Origin of the sequence: Pseudovibrio japonicus, assembly GCF_014651595.1 — a bacterium.
GTDB lineage: Bacteria > Pseudomonadota > Alphaproteobacteria > Rhizobiales > Stappiaceae > Pseudovibrio > Pseudovibrio japonicus.
Map to the genome: position 1 here is coordinate 171,493 of NZ_BMXE01000004.1, position 17,861 is coordinate 189,353.

Annotated in this window: 14 protein-coding genes and 1 tRNA gene; 7 read left to right on the plus strand and 8 right to left on the minus strand. The window is 50.9% G+C overall.

All coding sequences use genetic code 11. The features are described 5' to 3' along the window. Positions 1-14 precede the first annotated feature (14 nt). A complete protein-coding gene (gene galE, locus IE076_RS12420; protein WP_189437123.1) occupies positions 15-1,022 on the plus strand; it encodes a UDP-glucose 4-epimerase GalE in 1,008 nt (335 codons plus the stop codon). A 23-nt stretch (positions 1,023-1,045) separates the two neighbouring features. Here the strand turns inward: galE and IE076_RS12425 are convergent, their stop codons facing one another. Then, a complete protein-coding gene (locus tag IE076_RS12425; protein WP_209009068.1) occupies positions 1,046-1,483 on the minus strand; it encodes a DUF192 domain-containing protein in 438 nt (145 codons plus the stop codon). A gap of 118 nt (positions 1,484-1,601) precedes the next feature. Next, positions 1,602-2,183 (minus strand): cold-shock protein, encoded by a 582-nt coding sequence (locus IE076_RS12430; RefSeq protein WP_209009069.1) that lies wholly within the window; start codon positions 2,181-2,183, stop codon positions 1,602-1,604. Positions 2,184-2,600: 417 nt separating this feature from the next. Here IE076_RS12430 and gloA point away from each other — a divergent pair, with 417 nt between their 5' ends. After that, positions 2,601-3,041: a lactoylglutathione lyase gene (gene gloA, locus IE076_RS12435; RefSeq protein ID WP_189437124.1), complete on the plus strand. Its 441-nt coding sequence runs from the start codon at positions 2,601-2,603 to the stop codon at positions 3,039-3,041. Between the two features lie 192 nt (positions 3,042-3,233). Continuing rightward, positions 3,234-3,308 (plus strand) — tRNA-Glu (locus IE076_RS12440). A 354-nt stretch (positions 3,309-3,662) separates the two neighbouring features. On the opposite strand, the gene pstB is transcribed toward IE076_RS12440, so the two are convergent. From pstB to IE076_RS12465, 5 genes are all read right to left on the minus strand, one after another. Next, positions 3,663-4,502 (minus strand): phosphate ABC transporter ATP-binding protein PstB, encoded by an 840-nt coding sequence (gene pstB, locus IE076_RS12445; protein ID WP_209009070.1) that lies wholly within the window; start codon positions 4,500-4,502, stop codon positions 3,663-3,665. 17 nt (positions 4,503-4,519) lie between these two features. After that, complete coding sequence (gene pstA / locus IE076_RS12450) at positions 4,520-5,404, minus strand: phosphate ABC transporter permease PstA (protein WP_209009071.1); 885 nt, start codon at positions 5,402-5,404, stop codon at positions 4,520-4,522. 1 nt (position 5,405) lies between these two features. Next, positions 5,406-6,380, minus strand: a complete 975-nt coding sequence (gene pstC / locus IE076_RS12455; RefSeq protein WP_244649664.1) for a phosphate ABC transporter permease subunit PstC — start codon at positions 6,378-6,380, stop codon at positions 5,406-5,408. A gap of 104 nt (positions 6,381-6,484) precedes the next feature. Further along, positions 6,485-7,513 carry a phosphate ABC transporter substrate-binding protein PstS gene (gene pstS / locus IE076_RS12460; protein ID WP_189437126.1) on the minus strand — a complete coding sequence of 343 codons (1,029 nt, stop codon included), beginning with the start codon at positions 7,511-7,513 and terminating at the stop codon, positions 6,485-6,487. Between the two features lie 957 nt (positions 7,514-8,470). After that, positions 8,471-9,403, minus strand: coding sequence for a LysR family transcriptional regulator (locus IE076_RS12465; protein WP_189437127.1), 933 nt, complete (start codon positions 9,401-9,403; stop codon positions 8,471-8,473). A gap of 57 nt (positions 9,404-9,460) precedes the next feature. Here IE076_RS12465 and IE076_RS12470 point away from each other — a divergent pair, with 57 nt between their 5' ends. The 3 genes from IE076_RS12470 (at position 9,461) to IE076_RS12480 (ending at position 13,212) form a co-directional block, all read left to right on the plus strand. After that, positions 9,461-10,516: a TauD/TfdA family dioxygenase gene (locus tag IE076_RS12470; RefSeq protein ID WP_189437128.1), complete on the plus strand. Its 1,056-nt coding sequence runs from the start codon at positions 9,461-9,463 to the stop codon at positions 10,514-10,516. Between the two features lie 145 nt (positions 10,517-10,661). Continuing rightward, the gene (locus tag IE076_RS12475) at positions 10,662-12,074 is read left to right on the plus strand and encodes an aldehyde dehydrogenase family protein (RefSeq protein ID WP_189437129.1); all 1,413 of its coding nucleotides are present in this window, start codon (positions 10,662-10,664) and stop codon (positions 12,072-12,074) included. 412 nt (positions 12,075-12,486) lie between these two features. Then, the gene (locus IE076_RS12480) at positions 12,487-13,212 is read left to right on the plus strand and encodes a DUF2490 domain-containing protein (RefSeq protein ID WP_189437130.1); all 726 of its coding nucleotides are present in this window, start codon (positions 12,487-12,489) and stop codon (positions 13,210-13,212) included. A gap of 203 nt (positions 13,213-13,415) precedes the next feature. Here IE076_RS12480 and IE076_RS12485 read toward each other — a convergent pair whose 3' ends face one another. Continuing rightward, positions 13,416-13,967 (minus strand): single-stranded DNA-binding protein, encoded by a 552-nt coding sequence (locus IE076_RS12485; RefSeq protein ID WP_189437131.1) that lies wholly within the window; start codon positions 13,965-13,967, stop codon positions 13,416-13,418. A 399-nt stretch (positions 13,968-14,366) separates the two neighbouring features. Between IE076_RS12485 and uvrA the strand changes: the two genes are divergently transcribed. After that, positions 14,367-17,300 carry an excinuclease ABC subunit UvrA gene (uvrA, locus tag IE076_RS12490; RefSeq protein ID WP_189437132.1) on the plus strand — a complete coding sequence of 978 codons (2,934 nt, stop codon included), beginning with the start codon at positions 14,367-14,369 and terminating at the stop codon, positions 17,298-17,300. The last annotated feature ends 561 nt before the right edge of the window (positions 17,301-17,861 follow it).

Sequence of the window (17,861 nt, forward strand, 5' to 3'; positions counted from 1 at the left end):
TCTCGGAGCAGACAATGACCATACTTGTAACAGGCGGCTGCGGATATATCGGAAGCCACATGGCATGGTGCCTTGACGATGCCGGAGAGGATTTTGTCGTCATCGACAACCTGTCCACTGGCTTTGATTGGGCGATCCCGCAATCGGCACAACTTTATCACGGCGAGATCACTGATCTAGATCTCCTCCAGACCATTTTCGGCAACCACGACATTTCTGCGGTCATCCACTTTGCTGGCTCAATTATCGTGCCAGAATCAGTATCTAACCCATTGAAATATTATGAGAATAACACTGCGGCCTCACGCGTATTGATTGAGGCCTGCGTCAAGAACGGCATCAAGCACTTCATCTTTTCGTCCACCGCGGCCGTCTACGGCGATCCAGAAGTTATTCCAGTTTCTGAAGACACCCCCCTAAGCCCCTTAAGTCCTTACGGAACCTCGAAGCTCATGACGGAACTTATGCTGCGTGATACCGCCGCAGCCCATGACTTCAAATATACAGCCCTGCGCTATTTCAATGTCGCAGGGGCTGACCCGGAAGGCCGGACAGGGCAATCAACGAAAACTGCCACACACCTGATCAAAGTGGCCAGCGAAGCCGCACTTGGCAAGCGCACCCATCTTGGCGTTTTTGGCGATGATTTCGATACGCCCGACGGCACCGGAGTGCGCGATTACATCCACGTCTCAGACCTTGCCAGCGCCCACTACCTTGCTCTCAAACGCCTACGGGATGGCGGCGACAGCATTGTAATGAATGCAGGTTACGGCGACGGCTATTCAGTATTGCAGGTGATTGACGCGGTGAAAGCGGTATCGGGAGTTGACTTTGAAGTCAAACATGAGCCACGGCGCGCAGGCGACTCTCCAAAAGTCGTGGCAGATAACGCAAAGATCATGAGTAATCTGGACTGGAAACCACAGTTTCATGACCTTCCAACCATCGTAAAACACGCACTGGATTGGGAGAAAAAACTCCAGTTCAAAAATAGCCTTGCAAACACTCATGCCGACTGAATAAGCCAGTCGGCAAAACGCAATTACGGTATACGGATAACACGGTCGCCGGGTTTGATACCCAACTCAGCTGCCCGGCCCGCCAGTACCTCCAGCACATACTTGGCTGGCACTTCAGAGGAAATAACCTCTTCTGAGTACGGAACAGTGTTGGCGGCAATGCTTCTGACTATGTAATCAGCCCCGATAAAAATAATATCCAGCGAGCTCGGTGTGTTCCTCATCCAGAAATACTGCAGGCCAGACTGCGGAAAGATGAAGAGCATGCCGTCATCAGGTGTCAAATCTGTGCGCCCCATGAGTCCCTGAGCGCGTTCAGCTGCCGTTTCAGCAATCTCAACCCGAAACTCATGCGAGCCACTGGCACTGCGCACTTCAAGTGTTTCTGTTCTCATACCCGCCGCAAACGCTGATGTCACACCTAACATCAGAAAGATAATGGCAATTCGAAAAACCGTCATATAGCGCCCTGCACTTCTTTTTCATCAGTATTGAGCCAAAGAAAAACCCTTGGCAAGTCACCAAGGGCTTAAAATCAGCCAATCTCAGGAATGTGATCCGAAAATCCTCCGACCATTGTCAGTGCGATGCCGGAATGTGAGCCCCACTCCCCAGTGGCCGAACCTCGGCAGCCATCTTACCCTTTGGCCCATCACCAAACCGCACCTGAACCTTCTGTCCCGGTCGCAATTCTGTAATACCAAAGCGGCGCAGGGTTTCCATATGAATAAAGATATCTTCCGTGCCCTCACCGCGCGTCAGGAACCCAAACCCTTTGACACGATTAAACCACTTCACTTCAGCTTCAATAAAGTTGCCTTCCGGTGTCACCTGAACATGCGTACGCGATGGTGGTAACTGAGAGGGGTGAACCGCATAACTCTCGTCCATGGAAAGAATACGCATCGCCTGCAGGCCACGAGGACGGTTGAGCACTTCGCAAACAACGCGCGCGCCCTCATAGGCAGTCTGGTACCCATCTCTGCGTAAACATGTGACATGCAACAAGACGTCTGGCAGATCGTCTTCCGGCTCTACAAAACCATAGCCCTTACCAATATCAAACCACTTGATTGTTCCTGCCACCTGAAGAACATCTAAGGCTGTATCGTCAACCAGGTCCTCGACAGAGCCTACCTGAGGCGCCGTTTTTACCACCATGATGAATGCCCCGAAATTTGCCGCATCTGAAATGTACCGTCCGATCAAAACCGAACACCACTTGATTCCACAAAAAGAATATCATTACGCCCGACGGCAAAAAGGTAAAAAATTAACAAAGAGCTAAATGATCCCCCATTGATTTGGTTAGTGTTGTCCTATCAACACCATTTACCTGAAGTTTGGAGGGGGTATAGCTAACACTACTGAAGATTTTGCCCAATGGATCCATGAGTTACTTTCAAAACCTCGCGCCGCCACAAGATACACATTATTGGCAGGTACAGCTTGCATATTCCAATTGCAGGAATACTAGGAACCCTTCCATATCCGCATTTTTCACGTTAGCTTCTATCAGTTTCAACCTCTGCGGGTTCTCTACTCGAAGAGCTGATCCCCAAAAAGAAAGAGTTCGACATGCGTTATCTACACACCATGGTTCGCGTTAAGGATCTTGACGCATCCCTGAACTTCTACTGCACCATCTTTGGCCTGGAAGAAGTCCGCCGCCATGACAGCGAAGCAGGCCGCTATACACTTGTCTTCCTCGCAGCCCCTGAAGACAAGGAGAGCTTCAAGACAACGGCAACCCCGGGTCTTGAACTGACCTACAACTGGGACCCGGAAGAATACACCGGCGGTCGCAACTTCGGCCACCTCGCCTATGAGGTCGATGATATCTACGAGACTTGCGAGAAGCTTCAGGCAGCAGGCATCACAATCAATCGTCCACCTCGTGATGGTCGCATGGCTTTCATCGTATCTCCGGATGGTATCTCGATCGAACTTCTACAAAAGGGCACCAGCCTGAAACCTGCAGAGCCATGGCTCTCCATGGGCAACACCGGCAGCTGGTAATCGCAGCACCAACGATTCAGCGCCTCGCCCTGACTTGAGGCGCTGAAAACAAACGGAAATTGGGAATAGATCTGGACAGTTTCATATTTGTGGATTGTTTGAATTATAAAATTTTAAACACTGGACAATATCCTAGTGAAAACCTATAAGCCTCCTCACACAGCGCGCCACATTGCGCAAATGCTGTTTAGTGCGCCCATCGTCTAGCGGTTAGGACGCCGCCCTTTCACGGCGGAAACAGGGGTTCGATTCCCCTTGGGCGTACCATATCCTTATCCCCACAAAGCATAATAGCCTTATCGAGCAAATTCGCTGCTCTCTTACGCCTCCCATCAGAGGCAAGAAACTCAATTTGCATCCGAGCGAATACTCCACTCAGGTTACCAGAGCCTGCGGCAAAGCAGAGGCAAAACCGAACGGTCGCTACGTGCAGATGTGTTATGGGAAATTTGAGAGGGTGTTCTAAGTGGAGTTTGCTCCTGACAAAAGCCAGATGCCAATAACAGAAGAACACCACGAGAAAACGTCGCCGTCAGATACACCGCCCAACCATCGTAGCAAGTGTCCTTACCGACTAAACACTTTGACCAACAAGACCAAGGCACTCACTGCTTTAAGAACCTAACTAAACTCACCGCGAATGTATTTGCGGGTTAGTTCTTCGCGAGGATTCTCGAACAGCTCGTTGGTCCTGCCCATTTCGACCAAATGACCGCATCTTTGGCCGTCGGAGATGTCCACCGAGAAGAAGGCTGTTGTATCAGCCACGCGCTGAGCCTGTTGCATATTGTGGGTCACGATTGCGACCGTGTAATGCTCTTTCAAGTCGTGCATCAGGTTCTCGATCTTACGTGTAGCGATAGGGTCCAGCGCGGAACACGGCTCATCCATCAGGAGCACAGTTGGTCCAGGAGCCACTGCACGGGCGATACAAAGACGTTGTTGCTGCCCGCCGGAAAGAGCCAGACCGCTTTGCTTTAGCTTGTCTTTAACCTCATCCCAAAGCGCAGCCTGACGCAGTGCGCCTTCCACGCGCTCATCCATATCACCTTTGAAACGGTTGATCCTAAGACCGAAGGCAACATTATCGTAGATGCTCATGGCGAACGGGTTCGGTTGCTGGAAAACCATCCCAATATGACGGCGTACAAGCACTGGATCAATGGAAGGTGCATAGATGTCTTGCCCCATGAAATGCACGTCGCCGTCCATTTTGAAGATCGGGATCAAGTCGTTCATACGGTTCAAGCTGCGCAGCACTGTACTCTTGCCACAACCAGACGGGCCAATAAAACCAGTTATCTCACCTTTACGAATAGGCACATGACTGTCTCGAACAGCGCGAAACTTTCCGTAATAGATGCTGTTGATCTTGGCATCGATCGCCACTTCTGCCTCATTCCTTTGGGTCTCGTCCCCCACGCTGTCGTTAAGGCGTGCGACCGAAGCATTCATGTTCATTGTAGCTCTCCACATACCTAGTACCTCGGTCTGCCAATAATGCGACTGAGCACGTTAAAAGCGAAGACAATCAGCACAAGGACAAGCGATCCGGCCCACGCCAGTTCAATCTGGTTTGGAAACGGCATCCCAGAAAAGTTATAGATAAGAATAGAAAGGGAAGCGGTTGGCTCAATGAGGCCGCGTATCCAGAAGTTGCTGAACAGCGCCGTGAAGAGCAGCGGTGCGGATTCACCTGCCGCACGGGCGATGGACAGCATGATGCCCGTCAATATGGCAGGCATAGCTGTAGGAAGCACGACCTTTGTTACCACCTGTCCATGCGTGCAGCCCATGCCAAAGGCAGCATCTTTCATGCGCTGGGGCACCATGGATACAGCTTGTTCTGATGTAAGCAGAATAATCGGCAGCATCAGAATAGCCAGTGCGATGCCGCCAGCCAGAGCTGAATAAGTGCCCAGACCGACAACAAGCAAGGCATACACAAACACACCGGCAAGGATTGACGGGAAACCTGACATCACCTTGGCAATAAACCGAACCGTCCTTGCAGTACGGCTTTTGGGTGCCAGCGACCCGGTCAACACACCGCCCATAACCCCAAGCGGAACGCTGAACAGGCAAGCAATTGCGATCATAACAAGCGTACCGACGATCGCATTGCCAATACCTCCACCACTCATGAAACCTGCCGGAGGTAGTTGGGTGAACAGATCCCAGTTGAGACGTGAGCTCCCTCTGGTAATCAGCATGTAAAGGACAGAAAAGAGCGGGATTGCGCCGATAACCGCAACACCGAAGAGCGTTCCGGTGAAGATATAATTGACGAGCGTATCCCGATTGTACGGCTTGCGAGCAAGATTAAAGACTTGGGTTTGTTCCAAATTCTGCATTCCAGCCATATCAGATCGCCTCCTGCTTTTTGGAGAGGCTCATGATGTAAGCGCCAATTGCGTTGACCACTACTGTGATGAATAGCAATGCAAGGGCCGCGTACATCAGGGCCGCTAGCTCCACCTGCCCTGCTTCCGGGAAGTTTGAGGCAAGGAGAGACGCGAGGGTTTTGGCGGGTGCAAACAAAGAGAGACTGACCTGATTGACATTACCAATCAGCATGGCAAGCGCCATGGTCTCACCAAGGGCGCGACCGAAACCAAGCACAATCGCTCCCATTACTCCGCTCGATGCGGTTGGAAGAATGACCTTCAAAATGGCCTGTTTGCGCGTTGCGCCCATGCCATAAGCAGCCTCTTTCACTTTTTGCGGTACTTGTGCAAAGGCATCTTGTGAAATAGCCGCAACTGTTGGCAGGATCATGATGGACAGCACGATAACAGCAGGCGCAAGCCCCGGACCGCTCAGTGACGTACTGAACAGCGGAATGAAACCGAAATACTCGTGCAGCCAGGCTGCAACTGGCCTTAGGGCAGGAATAACGACGTAGATACCCCAGAGGCCATAAACCACACTGGGAATGGCTGCCAGCATCTCGACGACCAAACGGAATATTTGCGACAGGCGGTTCGGCAGGTACCCTTGAGATAGAAACAGGGCGATGCCAACGCCAAAGCTACCGCCAATCAAAAGCGCAAGCAGCGAGCTGTAAAGCGTCCCCCAGATTTCAGCGAGGATTCCGAACTCCTGCCGAGAGACATCCCATCTGGTATCGACAAAAAAGCGAAGTCCGTATTCTTTGATTGCAGGCGAGGCCGCCGAGGCAATTTCAAAGATGATGTAAAGGCCGAGAAAAACAACAATACCGCCAGCGCCAAAAGCAATCCAGCGCACCCCACGGTCGGAAAGTACATCGTAGAAGCTGGGTGCAGACGGTGAGAATTCATCGTCGTTTTTCGCGCCAGACATAACGGACTTCATCATCTCTCATTCCCTTAACTGGCAAGTAAGCCAGAGCGGTCACCGTGAGACTCCGAGGGGCCGTATGCTCCCCGGACTCTCAACCTCAAGAATTGTTGCTGCGCGGCTTAGTTGATTTCCTGCGCAGCTTCGCGAACGCGCGACACGACAGTTTCCGGGAGCGGGATATATCCCAGATCGGAAGCCATTGCCTGCCCGTCGGTCAAGCCATACTCAATGACCTCTTTCGCCAACTGCGCTTTCGCAGGGTCCTCATATTGTTTGTAGAACATGAGCCAGGTGAAGGTTGCGATCGGATAGGAATTTTCGCCATTTGCATCGTCGATCCAAACGCGCAGGTCATCACCAGACATGTCAGCGCCTGCAAGAGCGGCCATGCCAGCTTCATCACCAGCTGCAACGAAGTTACCGGACTTGTTCTCCAAAACTGCAGACTTGGTGTTGGTCAGTTTGGCAAAACCGTACTCCACGTAACCGATTGAACCAGGTGTCTGCGTAATCATTGCCGTTACGCCTTCGTTTTGAGGTGCTGCAACGAACCGGTTGTTTTGTGGCCACTGGACCGTTGTACCAACACCCACTTCCTCAGAAAATGAAGGGTCAACAGCAGCCAGATGGCGCGTGAACACATAGGTCGTGCCAGAGCTATCTGCACGGCGGACAACAGTTATTGGCAGGTCTGGTAATTCGACGCCTTCATTTGTTGCAGCGATCGCTGGATCATTCCAGTTTTCAATCTTGCCCTCGAAGATGTCACTGTAAGCATCGCGAGACAGTTGCAGGTCCTCAACGCCGGGTACATTGAAAGCAAGCACGATTTCACCAGCCGTCATCGGCAGCAGAACTACGCCATTTTCAACTTGCGCGATTTGCTCATCCGTCATTGCAGCATCACTGCCTGCAAAATCAACGGTACCATTGATCAGATCCTGAATACCTGCACCGCTGCCTTTGGATTGGTAATCGACGGATTCATCAGGATGCTTCGAGCTGAAGTCTTGAAACCATGTGGAGTAGATCGGGAATGGAAAGCTTGCACCAGAACCAATCAGTCTTGTTTCTGCCTGCACTGCGCTAGCCATCGTTGCGACAAGGCCAGCGGCGAACAGTCCTTTTAGATAGTTACCAAGTGACATTATGAGCCAAACTCCGCGACACTTTTTCTACGTATAACGAGACAAAGCGAAATGCTTATCCCTTCTCTCACGAGGCCACATAATCCCTTTCTATGACAGTTTCATTACAACATGCATCTTGCATAATTTGATTAAAATTTTTCCGGAAATACTCGGAACTCTGATATTTTTAGTCAGGAAGCCACTGATCTACAAGAGGGAATAACAGCTTACAAAAAAGCCTACTGCGGGCGCAGAGACCATCTACGTCAAATCAAGCCGCCGCAAACGGGCTCAGGAAGGCATGAATAATAACTTTCCTTGCGCCTAACAACAGTGATGGCTCAAGTCAGCGGCTATAGAAACTATCCAAATGCTGCGAATTGAAATGTTCTGAATTTAGCTAGCATCAACGTCCCAATAAACAACAAGTCTCACCAATTTACGCTATCAATTATTAAATGTAATTGGGGAGTTTTGTCTTTTGACTCGAAGAGTGTCTGGCCTTGTTGCGTGTAAATGCTAAGCCACTTATCCGTGGGAGAAATAGCTGCGTTTCTCATTTGTCTTGCGCTTAATTCTCAGCCTGGCCTGATGGCATTAGTTCTAGAAGGCCCTCTTAATGGCCCTGAAGCAAAGATTTTTAGCGCAGAATAATTTTCTTTGCTTTAGCACCAAAGGGCACAAACTTGGACGCTGATAATCTTAATTTCAACCGAATATGGAAAATCTTGAAGTCATGATCAGCTTAATGAGTGATGTACTGGAATGGCTTTTAAGTTGTTGAGCCCAAGCGAAACTTTGCAACGAAACCCAAGTATGCATATGGCACAGGTTGCTATAAATTTATAGGCAGTATTTAGTTGATAAGATAGTCAGCGTCCGCCGAACCCGACCTAACTAACTTGAACAGCAGAAGTGGTCCCGGTGGCGTTTGTAGCGGATCGGTGATGTCATCATGTGCTAACCGCTAACGCATTAAGCTGGGGCCAAAGTTTCCGTGACAAGGCCTCTTTCAACCTCTTCGACCCAAAAGTTCCAAAACAATGCAGCGGCATTCGATCTGGGCTGCATTGTTTTTCTTGCCATAACAATGTTCATGCTTGGGGCTTTTTTTAGTGGGACTGGGCGAACGCCATGATGAGACCTTGGCAAGGATAAGGCGGCTACGATAGCGTTTCCCAGTCCAGCTTCGACAAGAGCCAATATAGAATGCGTTTGCTGGACACGTTGAGTTACATGGAGATCGGAAAGCTTCTCACCAAACCACCTTATAATGTTGGGCTCATTACCACCAAGCGTCATAATAAACGGCTCGGCTAATAGTTCACTCTGTCCTACGGATTTTGCCGATGACAATGGACTATTTTGGGGAACCAATGCAACGAGCTGGTCAGTTGCAAGCGGCAGCGTTTCAAAATCATCTCTAGGATCTGCAAGAACGGCCATGTCGACAATTCCATTTCGAAGATCCAACAATGCTTCCGCGTCTACGCTTTCTTGGATATTTACGGAAATATTCGGGTAATATTTGGCGAATTTTCTTAGGAGTTGTGGCAGAATTCTTGTTGATGCGCTCGGTCCAAACGAGCCCATGCGGACTGTTCCTTCCTTATTGCGTCGAATGTCCGAAAGCCGCTGATCAAGGGAATCTAGTATTTGATTAATTTCGCCTGCATAGGAAGCCACGATTTGGCCTTCTGCGGTCAGGCGCAATGGCCTCTCTCCTCGTTGCACCAGTTTGAGACGAACCATTTTTTCGAGACTGGAGATAGACCTGCTTACGGCAGATTGAGTAAGGTTAAGTGTCAAACCGGTTTGCGACACGCTTCCTGTCTCAGCAAGATTTTCTATGGCGCGCAATGCTGTCAAAGTGGGATCGAACTTCATGATTAAATGATTACCAGTCATTTTATTATGCATCTAATGAGTGGCATACATAGTAATCATAGAAATCGGGAGTTCTCAATGTCAGAAATAAAAAAGCTGCCACCAATCATTACCGGACCGTCTGCCTGGGTTGGAAAAGACATGGCAGACAACGAACAGACCTGGCTGAAAAAACTGTCCACCCAAGACATTGAAGATCTGGAAAACGCCGCACGCCACTACCTTTCATTAGGACGTGATGTGGGTGAAATTACCGCCGCCGACTTTCCCCTGACTTCGTTCCGAGATCATTTAACAGCCCTGCAGCGGAAACTATTACACGGAAATGGTCTTGAAGTTTTGCGTGGACTGCCCATCGAAGACTATAGCCAAGAGTTCGCCGCAACGATTTTCTGCGGGATCGGCGCCCACTTGGGCAGTGCCCGATCACAAAATGCAGCTGGGCATATTCTGGGGCATGTACGTGACATTGGCGCAAGCTCCCAAGACGTAAATGCGCGTATCTACCAAACTTCCGAGCGGCAAAGCTTTCATACCGACAGTGCAGATGTTGTTGGCTTGCTGTGTCTGCGTGAAGCAATGGAAGGTGGAAAGTCTCTGTTGGTGAGTGCCGTTTCCATTTACAATAATATGCTGCAAGAAAGGCCGGATCTAGCCGAAAAACTATTCGACCCCATCGCCACCGACCGCCGCGGTGAGATCCCTGAAGGCGCCAAACCTTATATGGAAATCCCGGTTCTGAACTGGCACGAAGGGCATCTGACCGTATTTTACCAACGTCAGTATATTGATAGTGCGCAGCGGTTCGATGGTGCAATGCGCCTTACAGAAGAGCACGTTGAGGCATTGAATATGTTCGATGCACTGGCAGATGATCCTGAATTAAATTTCAGTATGCAGCTACAGCCCGGTGACATGCAGTTTGTCTATAATCATTCCCAGTTACATGATCGGACGGGATATACTGATTGGCCCGATCCGGACAAGCGGCGCCACCTATTCCGGCTTTGGCTTTCCATCCCCGGAGACCGTCCTCTTCCGGAGTGCTTTAAGGAACGCTACGGCTCTATAGAGATCGGCGATCGCGGCGGGATTATCACAGAACAAACCAAACTTCACGCGCCGCTAGACTGAAAACTGGCAATCCAATCAACTAAATTTCCCAATTGGTGAAATTGCCTGAAGCAAGAGAAATCTTAGTCTAGTCATCCGAATTTAGTTGAATATCGGTATCGAAACAGCTGCAGCCTTTTGGCCGCGATCAGCGTAGGCTCAACACATGAACCTAGAAATAAACAAGTCGATCCTGACCGCCTCTTTGGCAGTTATAAACCCTGCTACTGGTGCAGTTATTGCGAATTTACCGACGGCCACAAACGGCGACGTTGAAAGCGCCATATCAGCTGCGCAGATTGGCTTAAAAAAGGGGCGCAGGATGTCACGCGCCCGTCGAGCGGAGATCCTGCTAGAAACAGCTAAACTGGTCAATGAGAACGCTGAAGATTTCGCACAAACAATTGTTCGAGAATCTGGCAAAACGATCCGTCAGGCGGCGAAAGAGGTCATGAGATGTGTAAACACACTAACTCTATCCGCAGAGGAAGCAAAAAGACTAACTGGCGAAATCATACCATTTGACTCTTTCGCTGGATCGGAGAACAGGCACGGGTATTTCACACGAGAGCCTTTGGGCATCATCCTTGCTATCACACCATTCAATGATCCGCTTAATCTGATCGCTCACAAACTAGGCCCGGCGCTGGCTGGCGGAAACTCTGTTATTCTGAAGCCATCTGCCCTTACTCCGCTCTCCGCAATAAAATTAGCGGAATGTTTTTACGAAGCTGGGCTACCCAGAGAAATGCTGACAGTGGTTATCGGCGGCAGTCAAATTGGCGATGCTTTGGTTCGGCGCAATGAAATTAGGATGGTTTCGTTTACAGGTGGGTCAAACACCGGAGAAACAATCTCCCATGCAGCAGGATTGAAGCGGACTGCAATGGATTTGGGCGGCAATGCCCCTGTTATCATCTTATCCGATTGCGAAATCGAGCTGGCCGTATCTTCTTGCGTATCGGGTGCTTTCTGGGCTGCGGGCCAAAATTGTGTCGGAGTTCAGCGAATATTTGTGCATCAAGAGATCTACGAAAAATTTCTGAAAATGTTTGTAGCCGAGACTAAAAAATTGCGCTGTGGTGATCCAATGGATCAAGCAACGGATGTCGGCCCGATGATTACCGAGACTGAAGCAATCAGAATCGAACAATGGGTCAACGAAGCCATCGCCTCTGGTGCAACAGCCATGTGCGGTCATAATCGAACTGGTGCATTTTATGCTCCGACAATACTTGTCAATGTTGATCCGGGATCAAAGATAAACTGTGAGGAAGTATTCGCACCGGTTGTATTGATCTCGGGATTTTCCGATCTTGATGAGGTCATTCTAGACGCGGACAAACCCGAGTTTGCATTACACGCCGCCGTATTTTCAAATGACATTTCCAATATTCAAAAGGTAATCGACGGCCTTGACGTTGGTGGCATTATGGTCAACGATTCCTCCGATTATCGATTTGACGGCATGCCATTTGGTGGATCCAAACGCGGTAGCATGGGGCGGGAAGGTGTTAAGTTTGCTTTAGAGGAAATGACGCAGACAAAAGTAGTTTGCTACAATCATAGTTCAAGTTAAGGCTGTGTCGCAAAGTTCACTCTGTTCCCAACTCTTGTTTTTTGGGTTCGAAACGGAGCACTCTGAGTTCGCAGTATAAGGCGTTCTGTGGTAAAGTTTCGCTTGGCCAAAAAAACTCAGAAAGTCATTCCAGTACATCGCTCATTACGCTGATCATGACTTCAAGATTTTCCATACTCGGTCGAAAATCAGATTCTCAGCGTCCAAGCATGTGCGCTGTGGTACTAAAGCAAACAAAAGTGTTCTACGCTGAAAATCTTTGCAACAGTGCCTCTTGTTTCGGGGACGGTCATACCTCTAAGTCTCAGGGGGGAAATGTCGCCCCATACTATGTAGAATGGCAACAACGGACATTTTGTAACTTCTTTCACAATAGGCGCTTTGTGGTCAGTGGACATCGGGACGAGGTTAGTTGCTCGGAGAAGATACACTCCTAATAAAGGTTCTGGGGGCCCTGGCGCTGTTACTGGGAGCTTTTTCCGGTGTGCTGCCCGCCAGGAGCGCCGAGCAATCCTTCAACAGTTGGAATGCTTTGTATTATTCTCACCGTATAAACGATTCATGGGAGGCGAGATTTCGCGGGGAAGTTCGTTTCGATGATAACTTGAAAAGTTATGATGAATCGGTGTTCGAGTCGTGGATCAACTATTATGTCGGCGAGGGCTGGCACCTGGGCCCCGGTTTCAAGTATTTAAATAAACTCACGAGCCCTGATGAATACGATGTCTACCAGCAATTTTTCTACAACCACGTTTGGGGTTCACTGGAGATAGAGCAGCAGGCCCGTTTTGAAGTCCGGTTCTTCAATAGACAATCAGGGGTAACCCCACTATTTCAATACCAAATTTCTGCAGAATACCCGATTTACGACCGCCTGTTCCTTTCGTTGTCGGAGCAAGCCCGTTTCAATGTCTTGAGGGCCAACGAAGGGATTGTACTCGGGTTCGAACAAAGCCGACTTTATGGCGGACTAGGTTTCCAGTTCAATAAGGAAGCAACCCTGGAATTCGGGTATATGTGGCGATTTCAACGCGCAGTTTCTGGCCCTGATAGGAGCGATCACATTATTCGCACCCGTTTCACGATAAGAACCGACGCACGTAGAAAGGCGAACGAAGGCAATGCCTTTCCGCCGTAGTCATTTAATCGCTGATATCTTATCAACTAAGGCCTTATCAGAAAGCTCAATCCCTGCACTCAATGTGAATGTATAATAGTTTTTGCACACAAGGCGGGTTTAGAAGAATAATTTACATACGGCTTCAGCTACCAAAAACTGAAAAACCCTGCGAAAGCAGGGTTTTAAAGCAAGTTATTGATGTCTTACATCTAAGGTAAATCTCAAAACGGGATTTCGTCGTCCATGCCGCCGCCGAAGCCGCCGCCGGATGGCGCGGATCCACCACTGCCTCCGGTCTGACCGCCAAAGCCACCGCCCTGACCACTGGAAGAACCGCCACCAAAGCCGCCACCCTGGTCATATCCGCCAGAACCACCACCGAAGCCGCCGGACTGACCGCCGCCCTGGCCACCACCTTCACCGCGACCATCAAGCATGGTCAGCGTGGAGTTGAAGCCCTGCAGAACGATCTCGGTGGAGTATTTGTCCTGACCGCTCTGGTCCTGCCATTTGCGCGTCTGCAGCTGGCCTTCAATGTAGACCTTGGAGCCTTTGCGCAAAAACTGCTCAGCAACTTTGGCAAGACCTTCGTTAAACACAACAACGCGGTGCCATTCGGTACGCTCACGACGCTCACCACTGTTGCGGTCACGCCAGCTTTCCGAAGTTGCGATACGCAGGTTCACGATCGGGCGACCGTCCTGCGTACGGCGAATTTCCGGATCTGCGCCCAAATTTCCCACCAAGATGACTTTATTGACGCTACCGGCCATTGAATAACTCCTAATTCTGAACTCACCATAGCCTGGCAAGTTAAGTTGGCAAGTAACCTATGCTCCGCGCTCTGCAATTCAAACAGCCTTTCTCAAAGGCGCCGTGGTTGTCCACATTTCCGAGGCATTCCGTTTATATATCAGGCGTCACTAAGCATGGCTCTCCACTCGTTCTATATTTGTTCCAATACAATGCCTTGCAACACAGGCAAGTTCAACTCCCAATTTTCGCAAGGGACAAAATTCCACGAGCAACCGCGAAAAGGCTTGCTCCTTAAAATTGTTCCGTTTATGTTCCACCTGATTTCCTGCGCTCATTCTCCTGCATTTCGAGGATCGCGCCCAGACCTGTTTTGCTTTTTATATGCGAACTCGGCATCCGTGATAAAGGACAGTTCCATGGCGAAGTCGCCAACACATGACACACAAAATTCTTCTGCACGCGCTGATCATACCAAGCAGCTTACCGTACGCGGCGCGCGCGAACATAACTTAAAAAATGTGGATCTGGATCTTCCACGCGACAGCCTAATCGTCATGACGGGCCTGTCCGGCTCGGGCAAATCCTCACTGGCATTTGATACGATTTACGCTGAAGGGCAGCGCCGCTACGTTGAGAGCCTGAGCGCTTACGCCCGCCAGTTCCTTGAAATGATGCAGAAACCGGACGTGGACCAGATCGACGGCCTGTCTCCTGCCATATCCATTGAACAGAAAACCACGTCAAAGAACCCACGCTCTACAGTTGGCACGGTCACCGAAATCTATGACTACATGCGCCTTTTATTCGCGCGCGTGGGCATTCCTTACTCCCCTGCAACGGGACTTCCCATTGAAAGCCAGACCGTCTCCCAGATGGTCGACCGAATCCTGACACTCGAAGAAGGGACGCGTCTGTACCTGCTGGCCCCAATCGTACGTGGCCGCAAAGGGGAATATCGTAAGGAACTCGCCGAGCTCATGAAAAAGGGCTTCCAACGTGTGAAAGTCGACGGCGAATACTATGAGATCGCAGATGCGCCCACGCTGGACAAAAAGTTCAAACACGACATTGATGTGGTCGTTGACCGCATCGTCGTGCGCGAAGACATGGCGGGACGGTTGGCCGATTCTCTGGAAACCGCACTGGAACTGGCCGAAGGCCTCGCAACTGTCGAGTTTGCGGATGAGAAAGACGAAAAAGGCAAGGCAAAGCAGCTGGTCTTCTCAGAAAAGTTCGCCTGCCCCGTCTCCGGCTTCACGATCCCGGAAATTGAACCACGCCTGTTCTCGTTCAACAACCCGTTCGGCGCCTGCCCGACCTGTGATGGTCTGGGTACAAAGCTTGCGTTTGAGGCCGAGCTCGTTGTCCCGGATCAAACCCTGTCGCTGCGCGGCGGTGCCATTTTGCCATGGTCGAAGACCGGCTCCACGTCCCCTTATTACACGCAGACACTGGAAGCCTTGGCCAAGCACTACAAGCAGCCGATGACCAAGGTCTGGAAGGACCTGCCGGAAGATTTCCGCAATGCGGTCCTGTTTGGTACAGGTAAAACCAAGGTGCAGTTCGTGTACGACGATGGCACCCGCTCTTACAAAACTGAAAAGCCATTTGAAGGCGTTGTCGGCAATATCGAGCGTCGTTGGCGTGAAACCGATTCCCAGATGGTGCGCGACGAGCTCTCCCGTTACCAGTCGGATCACGCCTGTGACGCCTGTAACGGTTACCGCCTGAAGCCGGAAGCGCTGTGCGTGAAGATTGCGGACCGCCATATCGGCGAGATCACAGCACTTTCCATCAAGACCGCCTATGACTGGTTCTCCAGCATCGATGAAAAGCTCACCGACAAGCAGAACGAAATCGCCTACCGCATCCTCAAAGAAATTCGCGAGCGCCTGAAGTTCCTCAACGATGTGGGGCTGGAATACCTTTCCATGTCCCGCTCCTCCGGCACACTGTCCGGCGGTGAAAGCCAGCGTATTCGTCTGGCCTCCCAGATCGGCTCGGGCCTGACCGGTGTGTTGTATGTACTTGATGAACCCTCCATCGGCCTCCACCAGCGCGACAACGCCCGCCTGCTGGAAACTCTGAAACACCTGCGTGATCTGGGCAACACCGTCATCGTGGTGGAACACGACGAAGACGCCGTTCTGACCGCAGATCATGTGGTGGATGTAGGACCAGGCGCTGGTATCCATGGCGGACAGGTGGTCGCACAGGGAACACCGGATGAAGTGATGGCCAATCCGGCCTCCCTCACTGGCAAGTACCTCTCTGGCAAAATGAGCATCCCGCAGCCGGAAGAGCCACGCAAGATCGACAAGAACCGCCAGATCAAAGTCTTCGGCGCCCGCGGCAACAACCTGAAAGACGTGGATGCGACCATCCCGCTGGGAACATTTACCTGTGTAACGGGCGTATCCGGTGGCGGCAAATCCACATTCCTCATCGATACCGTCTACAAGGCAACCGCTCGCCGCCTCAATGGCGCGCGCGATAACCCTGCCCCACATGATCGCATCGAAGGTCTGGAAAGGCTGGACAAAGTCATCGACATCGACCAGTCCCCGATCGGCAGAACCCCACGCTCCAACCCCGCCACCTACACCGGTGCCTTCACTCCGATCCGCGAGTGGTTCGCAGGCATGCCCGAAGCAAAAGCGCGCGGCTACGCACCCGGGCGCTTCTCCTTCAACGTGAAGGGCGGACGCTGTGAAGCTTGTCAGGGCGACGGCGTCATCAAGATCGAGATGCACTTCCTTCCAGATGTCTATGTCACCTGTGATGTGTGTAAGGGCAAACGCTACAATCGCGAGACGCTGGAAGTTCAGTTCAAAGGCAAATCCATTGCAGACGTTCTGGACATGACTGTTGAAGAAGCAGCCGGTTTCTTCTCTGCTGTACCATCCATCCGCGATAAGATGGAAACCCTCGCCCGCGTCGGCCTCGGCTATATCAAGGTCGGCCAGCAGGCGACGACTCTGTCCGGCGGTGAAGCACAGCGCGTCAAGTTGGCCAAGGAGCTCTCCAAACGCTCAACGGGCCGCACCCTTTACATTCTGGATGAGCCGACAACAGGTCTCCACTTCCACGATGTCGCCAAACTGCTTGATGTGCTTCATCAGCTTGTCGATCAGGGCAACACGGTCCTCGTGATCGAGCACAATTTGGAAGTGATCAGAACGGCCGACTGGATTCTCGATCTGGGACCGGAAGGCGGTGACGGTGGCGGCACCATCGTAGCAACCGGACGCCCCCATGATGTCGCAGAGGTGCCGGAAAGTTACACCGGCCAGTTCCTCAAGGAACTGTTCGTCCGGCGCAGCGCCAGCAATCTGGATGCAGCTGAATAAGAATCAAAGGCCGGGCCAGTCCCGGCCTTTTTTGTACAGACCACACTGCCGACCCAGCCAGTTTTTCATGGGCAATGCGGCACTTTTCAGCCCTGAAGGGCCTAATTCTGCACCTGACTAATTATGTCATTTGATTGAAGTTCGCTTAGGTTTTCACCACTGAACACTCAAAATAACCTCCCAGAGCGCTCAAGCTATGCATATTTGTGCTCAATATCACACAATTGCTGCATCGCACAATCGAGTATATTGCCATTTATGCCGATTTAAGTGGTGTTTGCGCCATCATTCGCCACAATGCCATGCATTTTATGCATAACGGACATGCAAAATGATGTGGTGCACAATGCGACGGACTTATGTATAAATCAACTCAAGGCCGCTGAGGAACTCCTCCCAATCAAGCCTCGGCAGCCCAACATATAATCCTCGGTAGCACCTCCTCCCAAGCTACCTGATGGATCTAAACAGAGATTTCCTCCCAGTTCTCTGTTTACTAGCTTCGCCCGTCGCTCCTCCCAACGACGGGCGTTAGCTGTTTCTGGGCCCTTTTTTCCGATC

Bases quoted from the DNA above. Each gene is read 5' to 3' on its own strand.
- galE (WP_189437123.1), top strand. From the start codon at position 15: ATGACCATACTTGTAACAGGCGGCTGCGGATATATCGGAAGCCACATG.
- IE076_RS12425 (WP_209009068.1), bottom strand. From the start codon at position 1,483: ATGACGGTTTTTCGAATTGCCATTATCTTTCTGATGTTAGGTGTGACA.
- IE076_RS12430 (WP_209009069.1), bottom strand. From the start codon at position 2,183: ATGGTGGTAAAAACGGCGCCTCAGGTAGGCTCTGTCGAGGACCTGGTT.
- gloA (WP_189437124.1), top strand. From the start codon at position 2,601: ATGCGTTATCTACACACCATGGTTCGCGTTAAGGATCTTGACGCATCC.
- pstB (WP_209009070.1), bottom strand. From the start codon at position 4,502: ATGAACATGAATGCTTCGGTCGCACGCCTTAACGACAGCGTGGGGGAC.
- pstA (WP_209009071.1), bottom strand. From the start codon at position 5,404: ATGGCTGGAATGCAGAATTTGGAACAAACCCAAGTCTTTAATCTTGCT.
- pstC (WP_244649664.1), bottom strand. From the start codon at position 6,380: ATGATGAAGTCCGTTATGTCTGGCGCGAAAAACGACGATGAATTCTCA.
- pstS (WP_189437126.1), bottom strand. From the start codon at position 7,513: ATGTCACTTGGTAACTATCTAAAAGGACTGTTCGCCGCTGGCCTTGTC.
- IE076_RS12465 (WP_189437127.1), bottom strand. From the start codon at position 9,403: ATGACTGGTAATCATTTAATCATGAAGTTCGATCCCACTTTGACAGCA.
- IE076_RS12470 (WP_189437128.1), top strand. From the start codon at position 9,461: ATGTCAGAAATAAAAAAGCTGCCACCAATCATTACCGGACCGTCTGCC.
- IE076_RS12475 (WP_189437129.1), top strand. From the start codon at position 10,662: ATGAACCTAGAAATAAACAAGTCGATCCTGACCGCCTCTTTGGCAGTT.
- IE076_RS12485 (WP_189437131.1), bottom strand. From the start codon at position 13,967: ATGGCCGGTAGCGTCAATAAAGTCATCTTGGTGGGAAATTTGGGCGCA.
- uvrA (WP_189437132.1), top strand. From the start codon at position 14,367: ATGGCGAAGTCGCCAACACATGACACACAAAATTCTTCTGCACGCGCT.